Raw genomic sequence first — 18,421 nt, 5'->3', positions numbered from 1 at the left:
ATACTTCCTAACCGCCTTGAGCTTGAACTGCTCGTCGTACTTCGTCATGCAAAAACCCCCAAAGGTTGGATCTACGTCCAACTTTCGGGGGTCAGTTCAGTCCGCGGCCTTTTGTAAGCGGACTGACGGCTGGGATCATTACCATCGCGGCAATCGTTTCATTACGCCGCGATGACAAGTCATGAATTCCCTTGAAAGCCTCAACCAGTCCCTTTTTCTCTCGATCAACGCCGACCCGGCCACTCCGGTTTGGCAGATCCACGCCGCCATGCTGGTGGCGAACCGGCTGATCCTGCTGGTGCCGGTCGTGTTGGCCGCCCTGTGGCTGTGGGGCGGCCGGCCGCAGCGCGAGGTCGCGCTGAAGGCGCTGGCGAGCATCGCCGTGGCGTTGTTCGCAAGCTACCTGTGCGGCGCGCTGTGGCCGCATGCGCGGCCCTTCGTCATCGGCCTGGGACACGCCTTCTTCCCGCACAAGGCGACGTCGTCGTTTCCCAGCAACCACACCATCATCATCGCCACGCTGGCGTTCGCGCTGATCTATGACCGGCGCTGGGCCGGCTGGGGCTGGCTGGCGCTGGCCGCGGCCGTGCTGGTGGGCGCTTCCCGCGTCTACCTGGGCGTGCATTTCCCGCTGGACATCCTGGGCGGACTCCTGCTGGCGCCGGTGGCCGCCGCGCTGACCGCAATGGCGTGGCGCCGCTGCGGCGAACCGCTAACGGGCCTGACGCAGGGGCTGTACCGCAAGGTCCTGGCCCTGCCGATCGCGCGCGGCTGGATCCGCGCCTGAACGAACGCCGCGCTCAGTTGATCGCGACCTTGGCGTCCTTGACCAGCTTGGCGTAGTTCTCGGTATCCGTGCCGATGCGCGCCTTCATCTCGGCTGGCGTATCGCCGATAGGCACAGCGCCGATCTCGGCCATCCGCCGCGAGAAGTCGGGCGAACGGATGATCTTGACCATCTCGGCATTCAGGCGCCCGACCACGTCCGCAGGCGTGGCCGCCGGCGCCAGCACGCCAAACCAGGTCCCCATGTTGAAGGGCTTCAGACCGGCCTCCTCCATGGTCGGCACATCGGGCAACGCGGCCGAACGCTGATTGGTGGTGACAGCCAGCGCGCGCAGCTTGCCGCTCTGGATGTGTGCCAGCACCGGCGTCACCGTGTCGAAGGACATGTCGATCTGGCCGCCCAGCAGGTCGGTGGTGAGCGGCCCGCTGCCCTTGTAGGGCACGTGCAGCAACTGCACATGCCCTTCCTTTTCGAACTGCGCGCCAATCAGGTGTTGCCCCGTGCCCATGCCGTTCGAGCCATAGGTCAGCTTGCCCGGCTGGCCTTGCGCCAGCTTCAGCAAGGACTTCACGTCCTGCGCCGGCAGCTTGGGATTGACCACCAGCACGTTGGGCACCAAGGCCACCGTGGTCACCGGCGCGAAATCCTTCTGGAAGTCGTAATGCAGGCTCTTGTAGACGCTGGTCGCGATGGTGTGGTGCACGGCGCCCATCAGCAGCGTGTAGCCGTCGGGCGCGGCCTTGGCCACGTAGTCCGCGCCCAGGGTCGAGCCCGCGCCTGGCTTGTTCTCCACCACCACCGGCTGGCCCAGGCTCTTGGCCAGCTCCTGGCCCAGCGCGCGCGCCAGCACGTCGGTGGTGCCGCCGGCCGGAAACGGCACGACCAGGTTCACGGGCCGGGCCGGATAGCCCTGCGCCTGCGCGCCGCCGGCGAAGGACAGGCCCGCCAGGCAGGCCAGCGCCAGGATGCGCGCAGGGTTCGTTCTCTTGTGCATGCTTGTCTCCTCGGTACGAATGGAATTCGCTTGTTCTCGTGGATCCCGCAGCGGGCCTGGGGTCTTGCGCCCCGATCCCGCTTCGGGTTTGCTTCGCCTATGCGGCCTTGGCCCTGTCCGCAGCCGCCAGCTTCGCGCACACGGCCGCCGTGACTTGCTCCGTGGTGGCGGCTCCGCCCAGGTCGCCCGTGTGCAGAGAAGGATCGGCAGTCACGCTTTCGATCGCCTGCATCAGCCGAGCGGCGGCCTGCGTTTCGCCCAGGTGCTCCAGCAGCATGACCACGGACCAGAAGGTGCCGACCGGGTTCGCCAGGCCCTTGCCCATGATGTCGAAAGCCGATCCGTGGATGGGTTCGAACATGGAGGGATAGCGGCGTTCCGGGTCGATGTTGCCGGTGGGCGCGATACCCAGGCTGCCGGCCAGCGCCGCCGCCAGGTCGCTCAGGATGTCGGCGTGCAGGTTGGTGGCGACGATGGTGTCCAGCGAGGCGGGGCGGTTCACCATGCGGGCGGTGGCCGCGTCGACCAGTTCCTTGTCCCAGGTCACGTCCGGAAACTCGCGGCTCACCTCCATGGCGATCTCATCCCACATGACCATGGCGTGGCGCTGCGCATTGGACTTGGTGACTACCGTCAGCAACTTGCGCGGACGGGATTGCGCCAGCTTGAAGGCGAAGCGCAGAATGCGTTCGACGCCCGCGCGGGTCATGATGGACACGTCGGTCGCGGCTTCCAGCGGATGGCCCTGGTGGACCCGGCCGCCCACGCCGGAGTATTCGCCTTCGGAGTTCTCGCGCACGATGACCCAATCCAGCTGTCCCGGCGCGCAGCGCTTGAGCGGCGCGTCGATGCCCGGCAGGATGCGCGTCGGACGCACATTGGCGTACTGGTCGAAGCCCTGGCAGATCTTCAGCCGCAAGCCCCACAGTGTGATGTGGTCGGGGATGTGCGGATCGCCGGCAGAACCGAACAGGATGGCGTCCTTGCCGCGCAGCGCATCCAGGCCGTCGGCCGGCATCATCACGCCGTGCTTGCGGTAGTAGTCGCCGCCCCAGTCGAAATCCTCGAACTCGAAACTCAGGCCGCCGTCCCGGGCCAGTTCCTGCATGATGCGCTGTCCGGCGGGTATTACTTCCTTGCCGATGCCGTCGCCGGGGATGGTTGCGATGCGATAGGTCTTCATGTGCCGACTGGGCTCCTTGCTGGTGAGATGCTGTCGGCACTGTACTGAGGCCCGCGGCCTGCGGGCGCCGTGGAATTCACAACATCTTTTACCTGGAGTTGAAGGTGGCAGACGGAGAAACCTGACGCACATGAAAAAAAAGCGCCCGCATGGGGCGCTGTGTCAGGTTGCGGCCATGAACCAGCCGCGGGCGCGCTGCGATCAGCAGCGGCCGATGTTCAGGTCGGAGATCAGGTTGTTGAAGTTCTGGCGCAGGCTGTTGGCGTCGTCTTCGATGGTGGGACGCATCATCTTGAACGCGCCGGTGCGCGCGGCGTCTTCCTTGTAGCGGCCATTGTTGGTGTGTTCCAGGATCTTGCGGCCGGAGGCCAGGAAGCCGTTGACGTTCATCATCATGCCGGAGCAGCCCTTGGCGTCGGCTTCACGCGTCTTCTTGTCGAAGCCCAGCGCCATTTCGTTCATCTTGTCCAGCTCCTGCTTGAACGCGTCCTGGTCGGCGCCCAGGCCCTTGCCCTCAAACACGCCCGAGGCCTTGTCCATCGTGGCCTTGCCGTAATAGACCATGCCGGCGCGGTAGTAGGCGACCGTGTCCTTCTTGGCTTTCTCGAAGGCTTCCTTGGTGTTGGCCGTGTCCTTGATGGAGATGCCGCGGTAGAAGCCGTTCTCCGCCTTCACGACTTCGGTCAGCGCCGCGACATAGGCCGGACTCTTCTCGCGCGCCAGCGCGCCGTTGTCGGACAGGAAGGTCTTGGCTGCGGCATAGTTCTGCAGTTCGTGGCTCAGCGGCGCCAGCTTGCCCAACGCATCCGAGAATTCCTTGGCCGGCCCGTCGATCTCGGCGATGGGCGTCGTCATCGCCAGCGCGCGGTCGAGCTTCTCCTTGGTGCGCTGGATCGTCGAATCATTGCTGATGACAAAATCCTTGAGCGGCTTGCCTTCCTTCAGCGCCGGGACGGCATAGGCCTCGTAGCGTTCCAGCGCCTGCTCGAAAGTCGTGGAAATGCTGTTGGCGGTGTCGACGTACTGGTTGTACTTGGTGATCTCGGCCTGGGCGGTGGCCGCCTCGGGCGCTTTCGCTTCCTTCTTGGCGCTATCGTCGCCGCACGCGGCGAGCGCCAGCGTGACGGCCAGAACTGCGGACATGCGCAAGGGGCGCGGCATAAACATCTTTGTTTCCTGTTGCGGGTTGCTCTGAAGGGGACGCATGATATGCCCATCAGATGCTTAACAAGCTACAAATCTATTCAACCCTGTCACAAGAATTTTCAAGCCATCTCTGCTCGTGATCCAGCAGCCAGCGCTTGCGGTGCAGTCCGCCGCCGTAACCGGTCAGGGCGGCGTCAGCGCCCACGATGCGGTGGCAAGGCACGACGATGCCTATGGGATTCGCCCCATTGGCCGCGCCCACCGCTCGCACGGCTGCGGGACGCGCAATGCGATGCGCCAGCGCGCCATAGCTGATCGACTGGCCGCCCGACACTTCGCGCAACGCCCGCCACACTTCCCGCTGGAAGTCCGTGCCGCCCGTGGCCACATCCAGCGCGTCGATGGCGCGCACGTCGCCGTCGAAGTAATCCAGCAGCGCGCGCCGCGCGGGCGAGGCCTGGGCCGCATCGCGCAGCGCCACGTTCTGATGGCGGTACTGCCTGCGCAGCAACAGATGCATGCGCGCTTCGTAGTCTTCCCAGTCGACCGCCCGCAGGCGCCGCTGCTCGTCGCTCAGGACCAGCATCAGGCCGATGGGCGTGGGTACGCGTTCAAGCAGAAATGTCTGGGTACGGGCTGGCATGGAATGGCCTCCTGCGATGATCGACGCAAACAATATAGGCGGGGGAGCGAGCCATGCGCTGGCGGTTTTCGGACAGGAATGCCGCATCCACAACACTGTCCGAAAACCGCTAGATCCGACGCCCGCCCCGGCGTTAGCATGATTCCATGGACCTGAACCACGACGCCTGCTACAGCGCCATCCAAGTGCGCGACTCCCGTTACGACGGCCGCTTCTTCACGGCAGTGAAGACCACGCGCATCTATTGCCGCCCGGTCTGCCCCGCGCGCACGCCATTGTCGAAGAACGTCACGTTCTACGCCACCGCGGCGGCGGCGCAGGAAGCCGGCTATCACCCCTGCCTGCGCTGCCGACCCGAGACCGCGCCGGAAGTCGGACCCGGGCATGAACTGCCCGACAGCGTGGCGCGCGCGCTGCAACTGATCGAACTGGGCGCGCTGGACGAGGACGGGGTGGACGCGCTGGCGCAGCGCCTGGGCGTGGGCGAACGCCAGTTGCGGCGCCAGTTCCGCCAGCACCTGGGCGCCTCGCCCGTGGCCGTGGCCCAGACGCGGCGCGTGCTGCTGGCCAAGCAGCTGATCCACGAAACCCGGCTGCCGATGGCGGAGATCGCTTTCGCGTCGGGCTTTGGCAGCATCCGCCGCTTCAACGAGATCTTCCATGACCTGTTCGCGCGCGCCCCGGGCGAACTGCGGCGCTCCGGCAAGCCGGAAGTTTCCGCGGCGCAGGAGGGCGAGATCAAGTTGCTGATGCGCTACCGCCCGCCCTACGACTGGGACGCCATGCTGGCTTTCCTGCGGCTGCGCGCGATTCCCGGCATCGAACACGTCACGGACGACAGCTATGCGCGCACTGTCCTGCTGGACGGCTGCCAGGGCACGGTGACGGTGCGCCCGGGCCGCGGCGATGCGCTCGAGGCCACGGTGCGCTTTCCCCGGCTGCAAGCGCTGCCGGCCATCATCGCGCGCCTGCGCCGCGTCTTCGATCTGGCCAGCGATCCGGTCGCCATCGCCGCGCAGTTCGCCAGCGATCCCGTCATGACCGAACTGATCCGCGCGCGGCCCGGCCTGCGCGTGCCTGGCGCCTGGGACGGCTTCGAGCTGGCCATGCGCGCCGTGCTCGGGCAGCAGATCACGGTGGCTGCGGCCATACGCCTGGCCGGCAAGCTGGTGGCCGCGCACGGCGCCGCCATGACCCGTCCCGAAGGCGCGCTGACGCATGTGTTCCCCTTGCCTGAAGCCGTGGCGCCGGCGGAGCTTGCGTCGCTGGGCATGCCGCGCAGCCGCGCGGCCACCTTGTCGGCGGTCGCCGCGGCGGCAGTGGCGGACAAGCATCTGTTCGATGCCGCCGGCGGCCTGGAAGACGCAGTGCGCCGGCTGCGCACGATACGCGGCGTGGGCGAATGGACGGCGCAATACATCGCGCTGCGCCAGTTGCGCGAGCCGGACGCGTTTCCGTCCGCCGACATCGGCCTGATCCGCGGACTCGAAAGACTGGAAGCGCGGACCTATACCCCGGCTCAATTGCTGGCCCGCGCCGAAACCTGGCGGCCTTGGCGCGCATACGCGGCGCAGCACCTGTGGACGGCCTGAGCGCGGCCCGGGTTCACCACTGGTCTTCCGCGCCCTTGCGGAAATACGCCACCAGGAAGTCCACGAACACGCGCACCTTGGCCGACAGGTGGTGCCGTTCCGGAAAGACAGCGTAGATGTCGGCTTGCGGCAAGGCGTAGTCTTCCAGCACCTGCACCAGCCTGCCGCTGCGCAGATAGCGCGCCAGATCCCATTCGGCGCGCTGCAGGATGCCCAGGCCGGCCAGGCCCCAGGTCAGCGTCACTTCCCCGTCATTGCTGCTGAGGTTGCCGCGCACCTTCACGGTCTCGCTGCGGCGTCCCTTGGTGAAACGCCACAGGCCGTACGCGGCTTCATTCTGCCGCAGCACGATGCACTGGTGCCGCGCCAGGTCGTGCGGCGTGGCAGGCACTCCGTGGGCCTTCAGGTAGCCCGGCGACGCGCAGACCAGGCGCCGGTTAGGCGCGATCTTGCGGGCGATGAGGCGGGTGTCGGGCAGGTCGCCGAAGCGCACGGCCACATCGACGGCGTCCTGCACGAAGTCGGCCGGGCTGTCGGTCAGCTGCAATTGCAGCGACACCTCGGGATATTTCCGAGCGAACTCCGCAATCGCGGGCGCGATGTAGCTGCGGCCGAAACCCAGCGGCGCGTTGATCTTGAGCAGGCCGCGCGGACTGTCCTGGCGGCTGGCGATCAACTGGTCCAGGTCTTCGATCTCGCCCAGGATGCGGCGGGCGTTCTCCAGGTAGACCTCGCCTTCCGCGGTCAGGCTCAGGCGTCGCGTGCTGCGATTGACCAGCCGCACGCCCAGCCGCGCCTCGATCTGGGCCAGCCGCTTGCTGACCGCGGCCGGCGTGACGCCCAGCTCGCGGGCGGCGGCGGACATGCCGCCGGCGCGCACCAGTTCGACGACCAGCTGCAACTCGTTGGAATGTCCCATGGCCCCTCCAGGTCCGCAGGGTGCGCGGCACCCTGGCGCGGGGCGGATCAGTCGCGGAAGTTTTCGAACTGCAGCGGCAGGTCGACGTCGGTCTTCTTCAGCAGCGCGATGGCGGTCTGCAGGTCGTCGCGCTTCTTGCCGCTGATGCGCAGCTTGTCGCCGTTGATCTGCGATTCCACCTTGAGCTTGGCGTTCTTGATGGCGGCGATGAGCTTCTTGGCCACCGGCTGCTCGATGCCTTGCTTGATGGTGACCTTCTGGCGGGCGCCACCCAGGTTTTCAAGGGGATCGGCCACGTCCAGGCAGCGCACATCGATGCCGCGGGCCGACAGGCGGCCGCGCAGGATGTCCAGCATCTGCTTGAGCTGGAAGGCGCTGGAAGCGACCTGGGTCACGACAAATTCGTCGAGCTCGAACTTGGCGTCGGTGCCCTTGAAATCGAAGCGGGTGGCCAGTTCGCGGTTGGCTTGATCGACAGCGTTGGAGAGTTCGTGTTTGTCGACTTCGGAGACGACGTCAAAAGTAGGCATGACACGGGGTCCTGTTGGGTAAATGTTGAAAAAGGCGAATACCAGCGTAACGCCTATTTTACCGGCCCCGCAGCCCGAGTCACGCCATCAGCACCAGCAGGCGGCCGGCCTGCAGGGGATGCGCGATCACCTGCGCGTCGATACCGTAGGCCAGATACAGATTGGCCGGCGTCAGGACCTCTGCCGGCGTCCCCTGGGCGATGCCGCGTCCGCCGCTGAGCAGCAGCAGGCGGTCGCACCAGCGGGCGGCCAGATTCATGTCGTGCAGGATCACCAGTACACCCGTATTGCCGGCATGGGCCAGCTCCCAGGAGCGCCGCAGCAGGTCGCCCTGGTGCTTGGGATCCAGGCTGGCGGTGGGTTCGTCCAGCAAGAGGTAGCGCGGCTCGTCGCGTTCGCGCGCGGCATGGCATTGAACCAGTACGCGGGCGAACTGGACGCGCTGCTGTTCGCCGCCGGACAGCTCGGGATAGCGCCGCCCGGCAAGATGCGCGGCGTCGGCCTCGCCCAGCGTTTGCGTCACCAGCGCGTCCACCACGGATGGCGCCAACTCCGGGAACGGATAGGCGCCCATGGCGACCACCTCGCGCACGCTCAGGTCGAAGGTCAGCCCCGGCTTTTGCGGCAGCACGGCGCGGCGGCGCGCCTGCTGCCGGTGCGGCATGGCGGCAAGCGAGGTTTCGCCCAGACTCAGCTGGCCCGCATCGGCAGGCAATTCCGCTGACAACACGCCCAGCAAGGTGGATTTGCCGGCGCCGTTGGCCCCCAGCAGGCCCACGACTTCTCCCGGACGAATGTCCAGCGATACATCGGTGAGAATGCGCGCTGCGCCGCGATTCACCGTCACGTTTTGCGCGGTTAGCGTCATCCTATCCTCCGTCCGCGCGCCAGCAGCCACAGAAAGAACGGCCCGCCCACCAGGCCCGTCACCAGGCCGATAGGCAGCTCCGCCGGCACCACCACGGTACGCGCCAGCCAATCCGCGAGGATCAGCGCCAGGCCGCCGGCCAGGATGGTCGCAGGCAGCAGCCAGCGGTGATTGGCGCCCAGTGTCATGCGCACCAGGTGCGGCACCACCAGGCCGACGAAGACAATGGTGCCCGTGGCGGCGACCAGGGGCCCGACGATGAGCGCGCTGGCCAGCACCAGCCTGGCCCGCACGCGCTTGAGCGTGTAGCCCAAATGCTGGGCCTCGCGCTCGCCCAGCAGCAGCGCGTTCATGACGCGCCACTGGCTCATCAGCCACAGGCTTACCAGCAGCACCCAGGGTCCCAGGAAGGCCAGCACCTTCCAGTTCGCGCCGCCCAGGCTGCCCATGTTCCAGAACGTCAGGTCGCGCAGCTGCGCGTCGGTGGCGACGAAGGTGAACAGACCGATCAGGCTGAACGCCATGGCCGTGATGGCCACGCCTGCCAGCAACAGGCCCGCCACGCCCGGCACGCGCCGGCCCACCGCGTAGGCGCAAAGCGTGGCCAGCAGGCTGCCGGCGAAGGCGGCAGGCGCGGTGATCCAGAAGCCGCCGGACGTCAGCACGATGGCGGCCACCGCCCCCAGCGCGCCGCCCGCCGAGATGCCGATCAGGCCGGGTTCGGCCAGCGGATTGCGGAACAGCGCCTGCATGGCCGCGCCGGACACCGCCAGGCCCGCGCCCGCCACCAGCGCGAACAGCACGCGCGGCAAGCGGATGTCGATCAGCACATTGCGCCACAGGGCAGTCTCCGGCGTGGGCGCGCCCCACAGCAGGGACGGCAGCTCGCGCAAGGGGATCGCCACCGCGCCGTTGGCGGTGGCGGCCACCACGGCCAGCATCAGGGCCGCTGCCAGCAGGCCCAACGCCAGCGGCGCGCTAACGCGCCATGACATGCGCAACCTCCTGCTTGAGCTGGGTCAGCGCCAGCGGCAGGCGCGGTCCCATGCCCAGGATGAGCAGGTCGTCCATCACGACGACGCGCCGCTTCGCGGCCGCCTGGGTGGATGCGATGCCAGGCATGCGCAGGAAGGCGTCCATGCCGCCGCCGGCGTCCAGCGATGCCTGCGTCACGATGATCAGGTCGGGCGCCAGCGCCCCCATGGCCTCGGCCGACAAGGGCTTGTAGCCATGCTGGTCTTGCAGCACGTTCACCAGCCCCGCCAGATGCATGACTTCGTTGGCGGCGGTGTCGCGGCCGGCGCCTTGCGGCGAGCCTGTGCGATTGATCAGCAGCAGCGCCCGCGCGCGCGTCGCGGGTACCGCCTCGGCGCGCGCGAGCTCGCGCGTGACGTCTTCCACCATGCGTTCGCCCGCCGGCGCCACGCCCAGCGCATCGGCAATGCCGCGGATGCGTGACTTGAGCGAATCCACCGACGGCGCGTCCGACACGGTGACGACGCGCACGCCGACATCCGCCAGGCGCTTGAGCGCGTCCGGCGGCCCGGCCTGCTCGGAAGCCAGCACCAGATCGGGCTTGAGCGACAAGACGCCTTCCACCGGTACCGAACGGTAGTAGCCGACGCGCGGCAGCTTGGTCGCGGCCTCGGGATAGAGGCTGGAGAGATCGTCTCCCACCAGCTTGTCGCCCTGCCCCAGCTGATACACGATCTCGGTCACGGTGCCGCCCAGGGTCACCACCCGGGCGGGCGGCGCCGCGTACGCGCCGAGCGCGATTGCCCAGCCCGCCGCCATTGCCAACCATTTTTTCATCGCTACGTCCTTATGGGCTCAGGCGGCCAGCGGCACGCTGCACAGGCTGATCATCAGTTCGCGCCATTGCGCCAGCTCCGGCTTGCCGGGCTTGCGCTCGCCGAAGAACTGCGCGATCAGGTCGCCGGTGGCGGAATACAGCTCCAGCGAGGTGACCCAGCCGTCCGTGGTCGGCTTGTTCACCACCCAGGCGGACGCGATGGCGGTCGTGTCCAGGTGCAGGTTGAACTTGGGGTCCAGCACGTTGTACCAGGGGCCGGTGCGGCGCAATTGCTGCACCGGGCCGGTATGGATCTGGATCATGCCGCGGTTGCCCACGAAGCACATGATGGACAGCCCGGACTGCGCCGCGGATTCCAGCATGCGTTCGACGGCATCGGCCGGCACCTGCTGCGCCAGGTCCTCGCCCGCGGCCGCCAGGGCGGCCAGGCGCGACACCTTGAACTTGCGCAGCAGGGGGAAGAATTCGTGCGTGTCCTGCATGCCCAGCCAGGCCTCGCGCCATTGCGCGCCGTCCTCGACCCGGTCGGCGTCGGCGGCGGGCGCATAGGGCTGGGTCTCGGGCCATTGCGCCTCGCCCGCGAACTTGGCGACCAGGGCATCGTAGGCGGCGGCATCGGTGGCGTCGGTGCGGTAGACCTTGTGCACCGCCACGCCCGCGCCGTCGAAGAACTGCAGGCTGTGGCGGCCGTCCTGCTCGACCGCCCAGGCCGACTTCCAGGCCGTGAAGAAAACACGCAGATCGATGTCCGGCCCCAGCACCAGGCCTACCGGACCGTCGGCCTGGATGTCCTCATACACGCCGTGACGCTCGTGCACACACCAGTCGTTGCGCGTCAGCGCCATGACCGGGCCCAGCGTGCCCAGTTCGCGGAAGATCTCCTGGGGCGTGCCGTGCAGGGCGGTGGCCTTCAGGCCGCTGCATTCGGCCGCGACCCACTCGGCTTCGGACACTCCCAGCGATTGCGCCAGGTTGCGGGCGCGCAGCTTGGGTTGCGAGGCGGCCAGGGCCTCGTTGCGAGCGCGCAGTTCCTGGGCGCGGGACATGAAATCGGTGTTGCTCATCGTGGGCCCTCCGGCCGTTGCTAAGGTTTGCGTAGACCGCCGCCGTCCCGGCATTGCCCGGACCGGCGGCGGGTCAGGATCAATACTGGTATGTCAGTGAGACGCGCAGGCTGCGTCCCGGTTCCGTGTACCAATCGACCGGCCGCGGAATGGCGATGGCGCCGGCGGTCGGCACGTTGATGGCCTCCCAATACTTCTTGTCGAACAGATTGAAAACGCCTGCCTGCACCTGCAGCCCCTTCACCGCGGCCGGACGCCAATAGCCCATCAGGTCCACCACGCCGTAGCCGGGCGCCTGGAAATCGGGATTGCGCGCCGTGGCCGTGGCCTCGGGATACTCGACCTTGTCCCGCTTCAGGGCGGTGGTCAGCATGGCGTCCACGCCCCACACGTCGCGGCCGTAGCCCAGGCCCAGCACCGCCTTCAGCGGCGCCACCGAGTTCAGGTACTGCCCCGTGCTCTCGTCCTTGCCCACGGCCCACGCCAGCGAGCCCCAGGTGCGCCAGCCTGGCGAAAACTTCCAGTGCGCGCTGGCTTCGGCGCCATAGATGCGCACCTTGGCGCGGTTGACGTTGCCGGTCACGCCCAAGGGATACTGTCCGGCCCAGCCCGGCTGCCACTGGGGCGAGGACGCGTTCAGCGGCACGTCGCCATCGATGAAGTTCTGGTAGCGGTTGTCGAACAACGATACCGCGCCGCCCAGGGAATCGGAACCGATCTTGGCGCCCAGCTCCCAGCCCTTGCTGGTTTCGGGCTTCAGATAGGGATTGCCCACGCGCAGGTAGGTGCCGGGGCCGCCGTAGTTGGTGTAGAGCTGGGTCGGGCTGGGCGCCTTGAAGCCGTAGGCGTATTGCGCGTAGAGGCTCAGCTCATCCGCGGCCTTCCAGGTGGCCAGCAGCTTGGGCGAGAAACGGCTGCCGCTGTTGGACGGCGGCAGCGCGCCTGCGTTCGGATTGCTTTCGTAGCTGGCCGTGGACTGCGGCTTCTGTTCGTAGTGGTCGTAGCGCAGCGCCGGCATGATGGTGTAGCGGCCGTCGGCGAAGCTGAATTCGTCCTGCACCCACAGGGCCCATTGATTGCCCTTGGATTGCGGCACATCGGCCTGGTTGGTGTGCAGCATGTCGCACAGGCGCGGGCCCATGGGCGCCGGCGTGCCCGGCCGGATCACCGGGCAATTGTCGTAGCCGCTTGAGTACTGCTCGGTCTTGTTGCCATACCACTCCCCGCCTACGGTCCACAACTGCGACACCGAGGCGCCCGCCAGGCGCTTGGTGACTTCGGCATTGGCGCCGAACATGGTCTGCCGGATGGAGTTGCTGCGGCCATAAGGCCCGCTGGGATAGCCGTAACGGAACGGATCGCCCGGTATGGCGTAGGCCCGGGAATCGACGCTGCGCACGCCGCTCAGCGAGCTGTCCAGCTGCAGGCGCTGCCAGTAGACGACCGCGGTGGCCGTGTCGATCAGGCTGTCCGCACCGGGCGCCTTGTACGAGTAATCGAGCGACACCCGTTGGCGCTCGGTTTCCTTGCGGGTGCTGTTCTCGCCGTACAGATAGCTGGTGCCCGCGCCCTGCTCGAACATATTGTCGATGTCGGCGTTGCGCTTGAAGTATTCGCCGGTCAGGCCGAAGCGGTGGCCGCCTTCGACGCGCTGCTGCAGCTTCAGCAGGAAGCTGCGCTGGTCGTAGTCTTCCGGGCTGGGTTCGCTGCGCTTGGGTCCGTAGCCGCCCACGTCGCCGCGGTTGTCCAGGGCATGGCCGTTGCGTACGCCCGCCTGCACCAGCCAGAACGTATTGCTGTGGATCTGGCCCGCCAGGGCGGCGTTGGCGCCCCAGCTGCTGTCGGCCGTGTCGTAGTCGGTCTTGGCCAGCGCGCCGAAGGTCTTGCCGTCTGTCAGCAGGTCCGACGGTTGCAGCGTGTACAGGTCGGCAGTGCCGGAAATCGCGCCGGAACCGCCGCCGCTGGCGTCGGCGCCGCGCACGATGTCCAGCCGCGACAGGCTGTTGAAATCCACCGCTTCCAGCCCGCCCTTCAGGCCGCGCGCGCCGTCGTCCAGCCACGGCAGGCGGATGCCGTCCACGCGTGTCAGCACGCGATCCTGATCCAGGCCGCGGATGTTGATGCTGTTGGTCGTGCGGTTGAAGCTCACGCCGGGCTCGGCGCGCTTGCCGAAATCGCTCCAGTTCTTGACCTGAAGTTCGTCCAGGCGCTTGCGGTCGGTGCTGGTTTCCCAGGCCGGCGCGACCGGCGCGCCCTCGCCTTCCACCTGGACGGGCGCCAACTGCGTCACATCCGCGGGCATTGCCTGCAACACGTAGACGCGGGCGCTGCGCTCCTGCACGCCCAGGCCGCTGCCCGCCAGCAGGCGCGCAAAGCCCTCATTCACGGAATAAACCCCATCGAGCCCCGCCGTGCGGCGCTGGCCCACCAGCGCCGCGTCGAACAGCACCGTCACGCCCGCGCTGTCGGCAAAGCGCGGCAACGCCTCGGCCAGCGTGCCCGCGGGAATGCGATAGCCGCGCGCCTGCGTCTGCTGCGCGGATTGCGCCCACGCGGCGCTTGCGGGCAGCAAGGCGGCGGACAGCGCGGACAGCGCCAGGGCGGCCTGCACGGCGGCGGCTAGATGCGTCATGCGGCATTGCAGGCCTCGGGCTGGTCGGGAGCCGCTTGCGCGGCCGGCGGGGAGATAAGCCATGGTCGTCCTTTCGATCCAAAAGGTGTCGGCATTCGTTTGCCTCTACAGACCATGACCCTCGTGAAATCCGAATCGGACAGCTGGCCCTCCACTTTTTTGTAACAGCGCGGGTTCAGGCCTCGGCTGCCGCGCGCAAGGTGATCGTCACCCAGTAAGGCGTGCGATAGCGCACCTGCACCGGCAAGGTCGCGGGCAGTGCCGCCAGGACCGCATCGGTGTCGCGCACCTGGAACGCGCCCGAGATGCGCAAATGCGCCGCCTCGGGATCGCAACGCAGGATGCCGGAACGGTAGCGGCCCAGTTCGGCGGCAAAGGCGTCCAACCGCATGCGGTTGGCGTACAGCACGCCGCGCTGCCAGTCGCTGGCATGCGGGTCCGCGGGGGATGGCGGCGATGCGCCCTCTTCCGTCAGGCTGCTCTGTTGGCCAGCTTCCAGGCTGATCAGGCTGCGCGGATGCGCGGCGCTGCCGACGCGGACCCGCCCTTCCTGCACGCTGACGCGGCACAGGCCGCCTTCCTGGCGCACGCAGAAACGCGAGGACTGCGCCTCGATGTCTCCCTGGCTCGTGCGCACCACGAAGGGCCGCGGCGCAGGCGCCGTGTCGGCCACGGCATGCACCGCGATCTCGCCGGCGCGCAGGCGCACCAGCCGGGCCGTGGAGCTGTACATCACGTCGACGGCGCTGGCTGTGTTCAGCAGCAGCGTGGATCCATCCGCCAGCGCCACTTCGCGCCGCTCGCCCGGCGCGCTGCGGTAGTCCGCGGTCCAGTCGAGCGGATCGGCGCGCCAGGCGGCCCAGCCGACAGGACCGGCCACCACCAGCGCAATCAGTGTCTTGAGCGCGGCGCGGCGGCTTCTGAGCTCGGGCCGGTTCAAGGTCGCCATGCCCAGCGCCGCCGGGATCAGGCCGAAGCGTTCGTTCACGCGCTGCGCGCGCTGCCAGGCGTGCTCGTGCTCGGCCTTGCTGGCGCGCCACAGTTCACAGGCCCGCTGGTCGGCGTCGGTGGCGCGGCCCGAACTCAGCCGCAGCAGCCAGCGCGCGGCCTCGCGCGCCACGCTGCGTTCGACGGCGGGCAGTTCGGACGCCGCCTCGGCCTGGGCGCTCAGATCGACGCCATGATGCATTGTTCGAATCCCTTGGCGATGTAACGGTGCACGGTGCGCAGCGACACGTTGAGGCGGGCGGCGATTTCGCCATGGCTCAGTCCTTCCAGCTGCGCCATCAGGAAGGCCTGGCGGGCCGGCAGGGACAGGCCAGCCAGCATCTCGTCGATTTCCTGCAGCGTTTCCAGGATGATCAGGCGCTGTTCGGCCGAGGGCGCCAGCGCCTCTGGCATCAGGGCCAGGGCTTCCAGATAGGCCTGCTCCACCGAGCGCCGCCGGTGGTGGTTCAGCAGCAGGCGCTTGGCGATGGTGGTGAGATAGGCGCGCGGTTCGCGCAGGGCGTCCAGTTCATGGCGGTGGCGCAGCACCCGCACGAAGGTGTCCTGCGCCAGATCGGCCGCGTCGAAGCTGTTGCCCAGCTTGGCGCGCAGCCAGCCATGCAGCCATCCGTGATGAGCGCGGTACAGCAGTTGGACGTTGTCGCTGGCGGCGACCGCGGGATTCGGCACGGGTGGCTCCCTGAACTTTCAATCACAAATAGAAATCAATCTCATTCTAAATGCAAAACCATGATTCCGGTCAAGTCCGCGCGCCGCGCTTGACGGCGATATGATGGGGACGGATTCCTCCCTACAGGCCTGCCCCATGCTCTATGCCGCGCTCAAATTCATCCACCTGATGGCCGTGATCCTCTGGGTCGGGGGCATGCTGTTCGCGCACTGTTTCCTGCGGCCGGCGGCCGCGCAACTGGAACCGCCGGTCCGGCTGCGGCTGATGGCGTCAGTGCTGGGGCCATTCCTGAATGCCGTGCTGGCGGCCATCGTGCTGATCCTGTTTTCGGGCGCGCTCATGATCGGCCAGGAAGCCAGCCAAGCCGCGCAGACGGGCGGCTCCTTCTTCATGCCGCGCAGCTGGACCCTCATGGCCTCGGGCGGTCTGGTCATGACGGCCATCTACGCCTACATCCGCTTCGTGCTCTACCCGCAGTTGCGGGCGGCGGTCGCCGCATCCGACTGGCCCCAGGGCGGCCAGGCCATGGGCGGCATACGCCGCTGGGTCGGCATCAACCTGCTGCTGGGCATCGCCATCGTGGCCATCGTCTTTTTTGCGTAGGCGGATATCAGCCGGCGCCCGCCAGCTATCGGGCATGCGCAGGCTGGTATCGGAATTCTTTTGCTTGGTGCAATACGCATTACATCCGCGCTGGCCACACTGCGGATGACTCTCGCGGGCCTACACAAACAAAAGGAATCTCCATGATCAAGCGTGTCTTCCAGCTGGCCGCCCTCGGCCTGTTCGTATCCGCCTCGGGCGCGCATGCCGCCGCCCCCATCGACAACAGCGCCCTGGACCAGACCGGGTTTCGAGAACACAAGGCAACTTATGGCGTGGTCTACCGTCTGCCACAGGACGTCAACGCCATCCTGGACGCCAAGATCAATGGCACGCTGAAAGCCGACCTGCTCAAGCTGGGCCTTAAGACCGAGGCCGAAACGCCCAACATGCCGCACGTGACGGTGGTGCACATCCACAGCGCCGACCCGCAAACGCCCGCCCGCATGCTCAAGGCCCTGCCCAAGCCGCCGGCCCCGCTGCAGGTCACGCTGAAGAATTTCTATCCCACCGAAGCCGCCAAGGGCGCGGGCCATCCGTGGTGGCTGGACCTGGGCGTGGTCAAGAGCGGCCAGGGCTTCGAGGACATGATGCGCTACAACACCGTCGCCACCGCCGCCCTGGCGCCGCTGCGCGACGGCCCCTTGCCGCGCGTCACCGGCCCGGTCTACGCCAAGATGGGCGACGCCGGGAAAGACCTGGTCAAGACCATGGGCGTGAGCGGCGTGAACATCATGCAGGACGGCAAGGAAGTGCGCGCGCACAATCCGCACACCACCCTGGTCTACAGCATGGCGATGTACGACACGCGCCTGCAGGACGCCATGAAGCAGGAGTCCGACAAGTTCAACGCCGTGCTGCCGGACGGCATCAACACCACCTTCAAGGACGTGTCCATCGTCGAGATCGGCTTCGCCGGCAACGTGGTGCGCGAGATCTACCGCGTCAGCCTGGAAGACGGCTCGGCCATCGACGTGGCGACGGGCAAGAAGGTCGGTTCCTAAGCCGCACTGGCTGCGGGAGCGTCCACGCGTTCCCGCAGCACCTCGCGGATCTGCCCGCGCAGCCAGGCCTGCAACGGCGACGTATGCAGGCGCCGCGGCCACACCATCACCAGTTCGATCTTGCGCAGGCTGGCAGGCAGTTCCAGCGTCGCCAGCGGGAAATGCCGGCCATGCGCCTGCGCCACGCTGGCCGGCATGGTGGTGGCGTAATCAGTGTCCAGCAGCACATAGGGCGTGATGCCGAAGCCGGACAGGTAGGCCGAAAATTCCAGCCGGCTGGCATCCGGCTTAAGCGCGCGGTCGAAGTTGGTTTCCCGGCCATACATGTGCGCGAAGGCGAACCACTTGATGGACGGCAGATCCGCCAGCGCCAGCGCGCGCTTGCCTGCCCAGGGATGCCGCGCCGACACCACGCACACGCGCCGGTCCTTCAGCAGCGTATCGCGATGAAAACGCGCCGGCACCTTGCCGAACAGGCCGATGGCCATGTCCAACCGCTCCGCGTCCAGATCGTCCGGCACGAAGTCTCCGTGCACCGACTGGAAGCGCAGTGTGATGCCTGGCGCGGCGCGGTGCAGACGTTCGATCAGCGGCGCTGCCAGCAGGATCTCGCTATGCGCGCCGGTGCCGATATTGACCACGCCGCTGGCCTTGGCCGGGTCGAAAGCCTCGGCCGGACGCAGCGCCGCTTCGATCTGCGCCAGCGCGTCATGCACCGCCGAATGCAGTTCCAGCGCCCGCTCCGTCGGAATGAATCGGCCCTTCACCACCACCAGCAAGGGATCTTCCAGCCGGCGGCGCAGGCGCGCCAGGTCACGGCTGATGGCGGGCTGCGTCTTATGCAGCAGGGCTGAACTGGCGGTGGCGCTGCGAGTGCGCATCAGGACGTCGAACGTCAGCAGCAGGTTCATGTCCAGCCGGCGCAGATAGGGCAAGGATTGGGCGTCGCTCATGCCGCCCATACT

The 18,421-nt window shown here is 67.5% G+C and carries 18 protein-coding genes; 4 read left to right on the top strand and 14 right to left on the bottom strand.

What is annotated here, in order from left to right; translation table 11 throughout:
- Nucleotides 1-181 precede the first annotated feature (181 nt).
- The gene (locus tag DXK93_RS27630) at nucleotides 182-787 is read left to right on the top strand and encodes a phosphatase PAP2 family protein (protein ID WP_054451628.1); all 606 of its coding nucleotides are present in this window, start codon (nucleotides 182-184) and stop codon (nucleotides 785-787) included.
- 13 nt (nucleotides 788-800) lie between these two features.
- Here the strand turns inward: DXK93_RS27630 and DXK93_RS27625 are convergent, their stop codons facing one another.
- From DXK93_RS27625 to ogt, 4 genes are all read right to left on the bottom strand, one after another.
- On the bottom strand, nucleotides 801-1,781 hold the full coding sequence (locus DXK93_RS27625; protein WP_119451784.1) for a tripartite tricarboxylate transporter substrate binding protein: 981 nt from the start codon (nucleotides 1,779-1,781) through the stop codon (nucleotides 801-803).
- A gap of 97 nt (nucleotides 1,782-1,878) precedes the next feature.
- A complete protein-coding gene (locus DXK93_RS27620; protein WP_119451783.1) occupies nucleotides 1,879-2,964 on the bottom strand; it encodes a tartrate dehydrogenase in 1,086 nt (361 codons plus the stop codon).
- A 201-nt stretch (nucleotides 2,965-3,165) separates the two neighbouring features.
- Nucleotides 3,166-4,131 carry a DUF3829 domain-containing protein gene (locus tag DXK93_RS27615; RefSeq protein ID WP_054451631.1) on the bottom strand — a complete coding sequence of 322 codons (966 nt, stop codon included), beginning with the start codon at nucleotides 4,129-4,131 and terminating at the stop codon, nucleotides 3,166-3,168.
- 73 nt (nucleotides 4,132-4,204) lie between these two features.
- Entirely contained in the window at nucleotides 4,205-4,753 is a 549-nt protein-coding gene (gene ogt, locus DXK93_RS27610; protein ID WP_082400780.1) for a methylated-DNA--[protein]-cysteine S-methyltransferase, read from the bottom strand.
- Between the two features lie 146 nt (nucleotides 4,754-4,899).
- On the opposite strand from ogt, the gene DXK93_RS27605 reads away from it, so the two are divergent.
- Nucleotides 4,900-6,345 carry an AlkA N-terminal domain-containing protein gene (locus tag DXK93_RS27605; protein WP_119451782.1) on the top strand — a complete coding sequence of 482 codons (1,446 nt, stop codon included), beginning with the start codon at nucleotides 4,900-4,902 and terminating at the stop codon, nucleotides 6,343-6,345.
- A 13-nt stretch (nucleotides 6,346-6,358) separates the two neighbouring features.
- Here the strand turns inward: DXK93_RS27605 and DXK93_RS27600 are convergent, their stop codons facing one another.
- The 9 genes from DXK93_RS27600 to DXK93_RS27560 form a co-directional block, all read right to left on the bottom strand.
- Complete coding sequence (locus DXK93_RS27600) at nucleotides 6,359-7,264, bottom strand: LysR family transcriptional regulator (protein WP_054451633.1); 906 nt, start codon at nucleotides 7,262-7,264, stop codon at nucleotides 6,359-6,361.
- Between the two features lie 47 nt (nucleotides 7,265-7,311).
- A complete protein-coding gene (locus DXK93_RS27595; protein WP_054451634.1) occupies nucleotides 7,312-7,794 on the bottom strand; it encodes a YajQ family cyclic di-GMP-binding protein in 483 nt (160 codons plus the stop codon).
- Nucleotides 7,795-7,873: 79 nt separating this feature from the next.
- Entirely contained in the window at nucleotides 7,874-8,662 is a 789-nt protein-coding gene (locus DXK93_RS27590; RefSeq protein WP_119451781.1) for a heme ABC transporter ATP-binding protein, read from the bottom strand.
- Entirely contained in the window at nucleotides 8,659-9,603 is a 945-nt protein-coding gene (locus DXK93_RS27585; protein ID WP_119451788.1) for an iron ABC transporter permease, read from the bottom strand. Before DXK93_RS27585 ends, DXK93_RS27590 begins: the two co-directional genes overlap by 4 nt.
- A gap of 37 nt (nucleotides 9,604-9,640) precedes the next feature.
- On the bottom strand, nucleotides 9,641-10,474 hold the full coding sequence (locus DXK93_RS27580; RefSeq protein WP_119451780.1) for a hemin ABC transporter substrate-binding protein: 834 nt from the start codon (nucleotides 10,472-10,474) through the stop codon (nucleotides 9,641-9,643).
- Nucleotides 10,475-10,492: 18 nt separating this feature from the next.
- The gene (locus DXK93_RS27575; protein ID WP_054451638.1) at nucleotides 10,493-11,539 is read right to left on the bottom strand and encodes a hemin-degrading factor; all 1,047 of its coding nucleotides are present in this window, start codon (nucleotides 11,537-11,539) and stop codon (nucleotides 10,493-10,495) included.
- A 79-nt stretch (nucleotides 11,540-11,618) separates the two neighbouring features.
- A complete protein-coding gene (locus DXK93_RS27570) occupies nucleotides 11,619-14,171 on the bottom strand; it encodes a TonB-dependent receptor (protein WP_225588901.1) in 2,553 nt (850 codons plus the stop codon).
- A gap of 175 nt (nucleotides 14,172-14,346) precedes the next feature.
- Nucleotides 14,347-15,360: a FecR domain-containing protein gene (locus tag DXK93_RS27565; protein ID WP_119451778.1), complete on the bottom strand. Its 1,014-nt coding sequence runs from the start codon at nucleotides 15,358-15,360 to the stop codon at nucleotides 14,347-14,349.
- Nucleotides 15,339-15,848: a sigma-70 family RNA polymerase sigma factor gene (locus DXK93_RS27560; protein ID WP_054451641.1), complete on the bottom strand. Its 510-nt coding sequence runs from the start codon at nucleotides 15,846-15,848 to the stop codon at nucleotides 15,339-15,341. The genes DXK93_RS27565 and DXK93_RS27560 overlap by 22 nt, the downstream gene beginning before the upstream one ends.
- 136 nt (nucleotides 15,849-15,984) lie before the next feature.
- Between DXK93_RS27560 and DXK93_RS27555 the strand changes: the two genes are divergently transcribed.
- Both DXK93_RS27555 and DXK93_RS27550 read left to right on the top strand, forming a co-directional pair.
- Entirely contained in the window at nucleotides 15,985-16,452 is a 468-nt protein-coding gene (locus DXK93_RS27555; RefSeq protein WP_054451642.1) for a CopD family protein, read from the top strand.
- Nucleotides 16,453-16,595: 143 nt separating this feature from the next.
- Nucleotides 16,596-17,456 (top strand): hypothetical protein, encoded by an 861-nt coding sequence (locus DXK93_RS27550; RefSeq protein WP_119451777.1) that lies wholly within the window; start codon nucleotides 16,596-16,598, stop codon nucleotides 17,454-17,456.
- Here DXK93_RS27550 and DXK93_RS27545 read toward each other — a convergent pair.
- Nucleotides 17,453-18,409 carry a LysR family transcriptional regulator gene (locus DXK93_RS27545; RefSeq protein WP_119451787.1) on the bottom strand — a complete coding sequence of 319 codons (957 nt, stop codon included), beginning with the start codon at nucleotides 18,407-18,409 and terminating at the stop codon, nucleotides 17,453-17,455. The two genes, DXK93_RS27550 and DXK93_RS27545, sit on opposite strands and share 4 nt — an antisense overlap.
- Nucleotides 18,410-18,421 lie beyond the last annotated feature (12 nt).

This window comes from Achromobacter sp. K91, from assembly GCF_003576205.1.
GTDB classification, from domain to species: Bacteria; Pseudomonadota; Gammaproteobacteria; order Burkholderiales; family Burkholderiaceae_B; genus Achromobacter; species Achromobacter aegrifaciens.
This window is presented reverse-complemented; position numbering and strand designations above follow the sequence as displayed.

What these genes read in the sequence shown, in the direction of transcription:
- DXK93_RS27630 (WP_054451628.1), top strand. Translation starts at nt 182, where the DNA reads ATGAATTCCCTTGAAAGCCTCAACCAGTCCCTTTTTCTCTCGATCAAC.
- DXK93_RS27625 (WP_119451784.1), bottom strand. Translation starts at nt 1,781, where the DNA reads ATGCACAAGAGAACGAACCCTGCGCGCATCCTGGCGCTGGCCTGCCTG.
- DXK93_RS27620 (WP_119451783.1), bottom strand. Translation starts at nt 2,964, where the DNA reads ATGAAGACCTATCGCATCGCAACCATCCCCGGCGACGGCATCGGCAAG.
- DXK93_RS27615 (WP_054451631.1), bottom strand. Translation starts at nt 4,131, where the DNA reads ATGTTTATGCCGCGCCCCTTGCGCATGTCCGCAGTTCTGGCCGTCACG.
- ogt (WP_082400780.1), bottom strand. Translation starts at nt 4,753, where the DNA reads ATGCCAGCCCGTACCCAGACATTTCTGCTTGAACGCGTACCCACGCCC.
- DXK93_RS27605 (WP_119451782.1), top strand. Translation starts at nt 4,900, where the DNA reads ATGGACCTGAACCACGACGCCTGCTACAGCGCCATCCAAGTGCGCGAC.
- DXK93_RS27600 (WP_054451633.1), bottom strand. Translation starts at nt 7,264, where the DNA reads ATGGGACATTCCAACGAGTTGCAGCTGGTCGTCGAACTGGTGCGCGCC.
- DXK93_RS27595 (WP_054451634.1), bottom strand. Translation starts at nt 7,794, where the DNA reads ATGCCTACTTTTGACGTCGTCTCCGAAGTCGACAAACACGAACTCTCC.
- DXK93_RS27590 (WP_119451781.1), bottom strand. Translation starts at nt 8,662, where the DNA reads ATGACGCTAACCGCGCAAAACGTGACGGTGAATCGCGGCGCAGCGCGC.
- DXK93_RS27585 (WP_119451788.1), bottom strand. Translation starts at nt 9,603, where the DNA reads ATGCTGGCCGTGGTGGCCGCCACCGCCAACGGCGCGGTGGCGATCCCC.
- DXK93_RS27580 (WP_119451780.1), bottom strand. Translation starts at nt 10,474, where the DNA reads ATGAAAAAATGGTTGGCAATGGCGGCGGGCTGGGCAATCGCGCTCGGC.
- DXK93_RS27575 (WP_054451638.1), bottom strand. Translation starts at nt 11,539, where the DNA reads ATGAGCAACACCGATTTCATGTCCCGCGCCCAGGAACTGCGCGCTCGC.
- DXK93_RS27570 (WP_225588901.1), bottom strand. Translation starts at nt 14,171, where the DNA reads ATGACGCATCTAGCCGCCGCCGTGCAGGCCGCCCTGGCGCTGTCCGCG.
- DXK93_RS27565 (WP_119451778.1), bottom strand. Translation starts at nt 15,360, where the DNA reads ATGCATCATGGCGTCGATCTGAGCGCCCAGGCCGAGGCGGCGTCCGAA.
- DXK93_RS27555 (WP_054451642.1), top strand. Translation starts at nt 15,985, where the DNA reads ATGCTCTATGCCGCGCTCAAATTCATCCACCTGATGGCCGTGATCCTC.
- DXK93_RS27550 (WP_119451777.1), top strand. Translation starts at nt 16,596, where the DNA reads ATGATCAAGCGTGTCTTCCAGCTGGCCGCCCTCGGCCTGTTCGTATCC.
- DXK93_RS27545 (WP_119451787.1), bottom strand. Translation starts at nt 18,409, where the DNA reads ATGAGCGACGCCCAATCCTTGCCCTATCTGCGCCGGCTGGACATGAAC.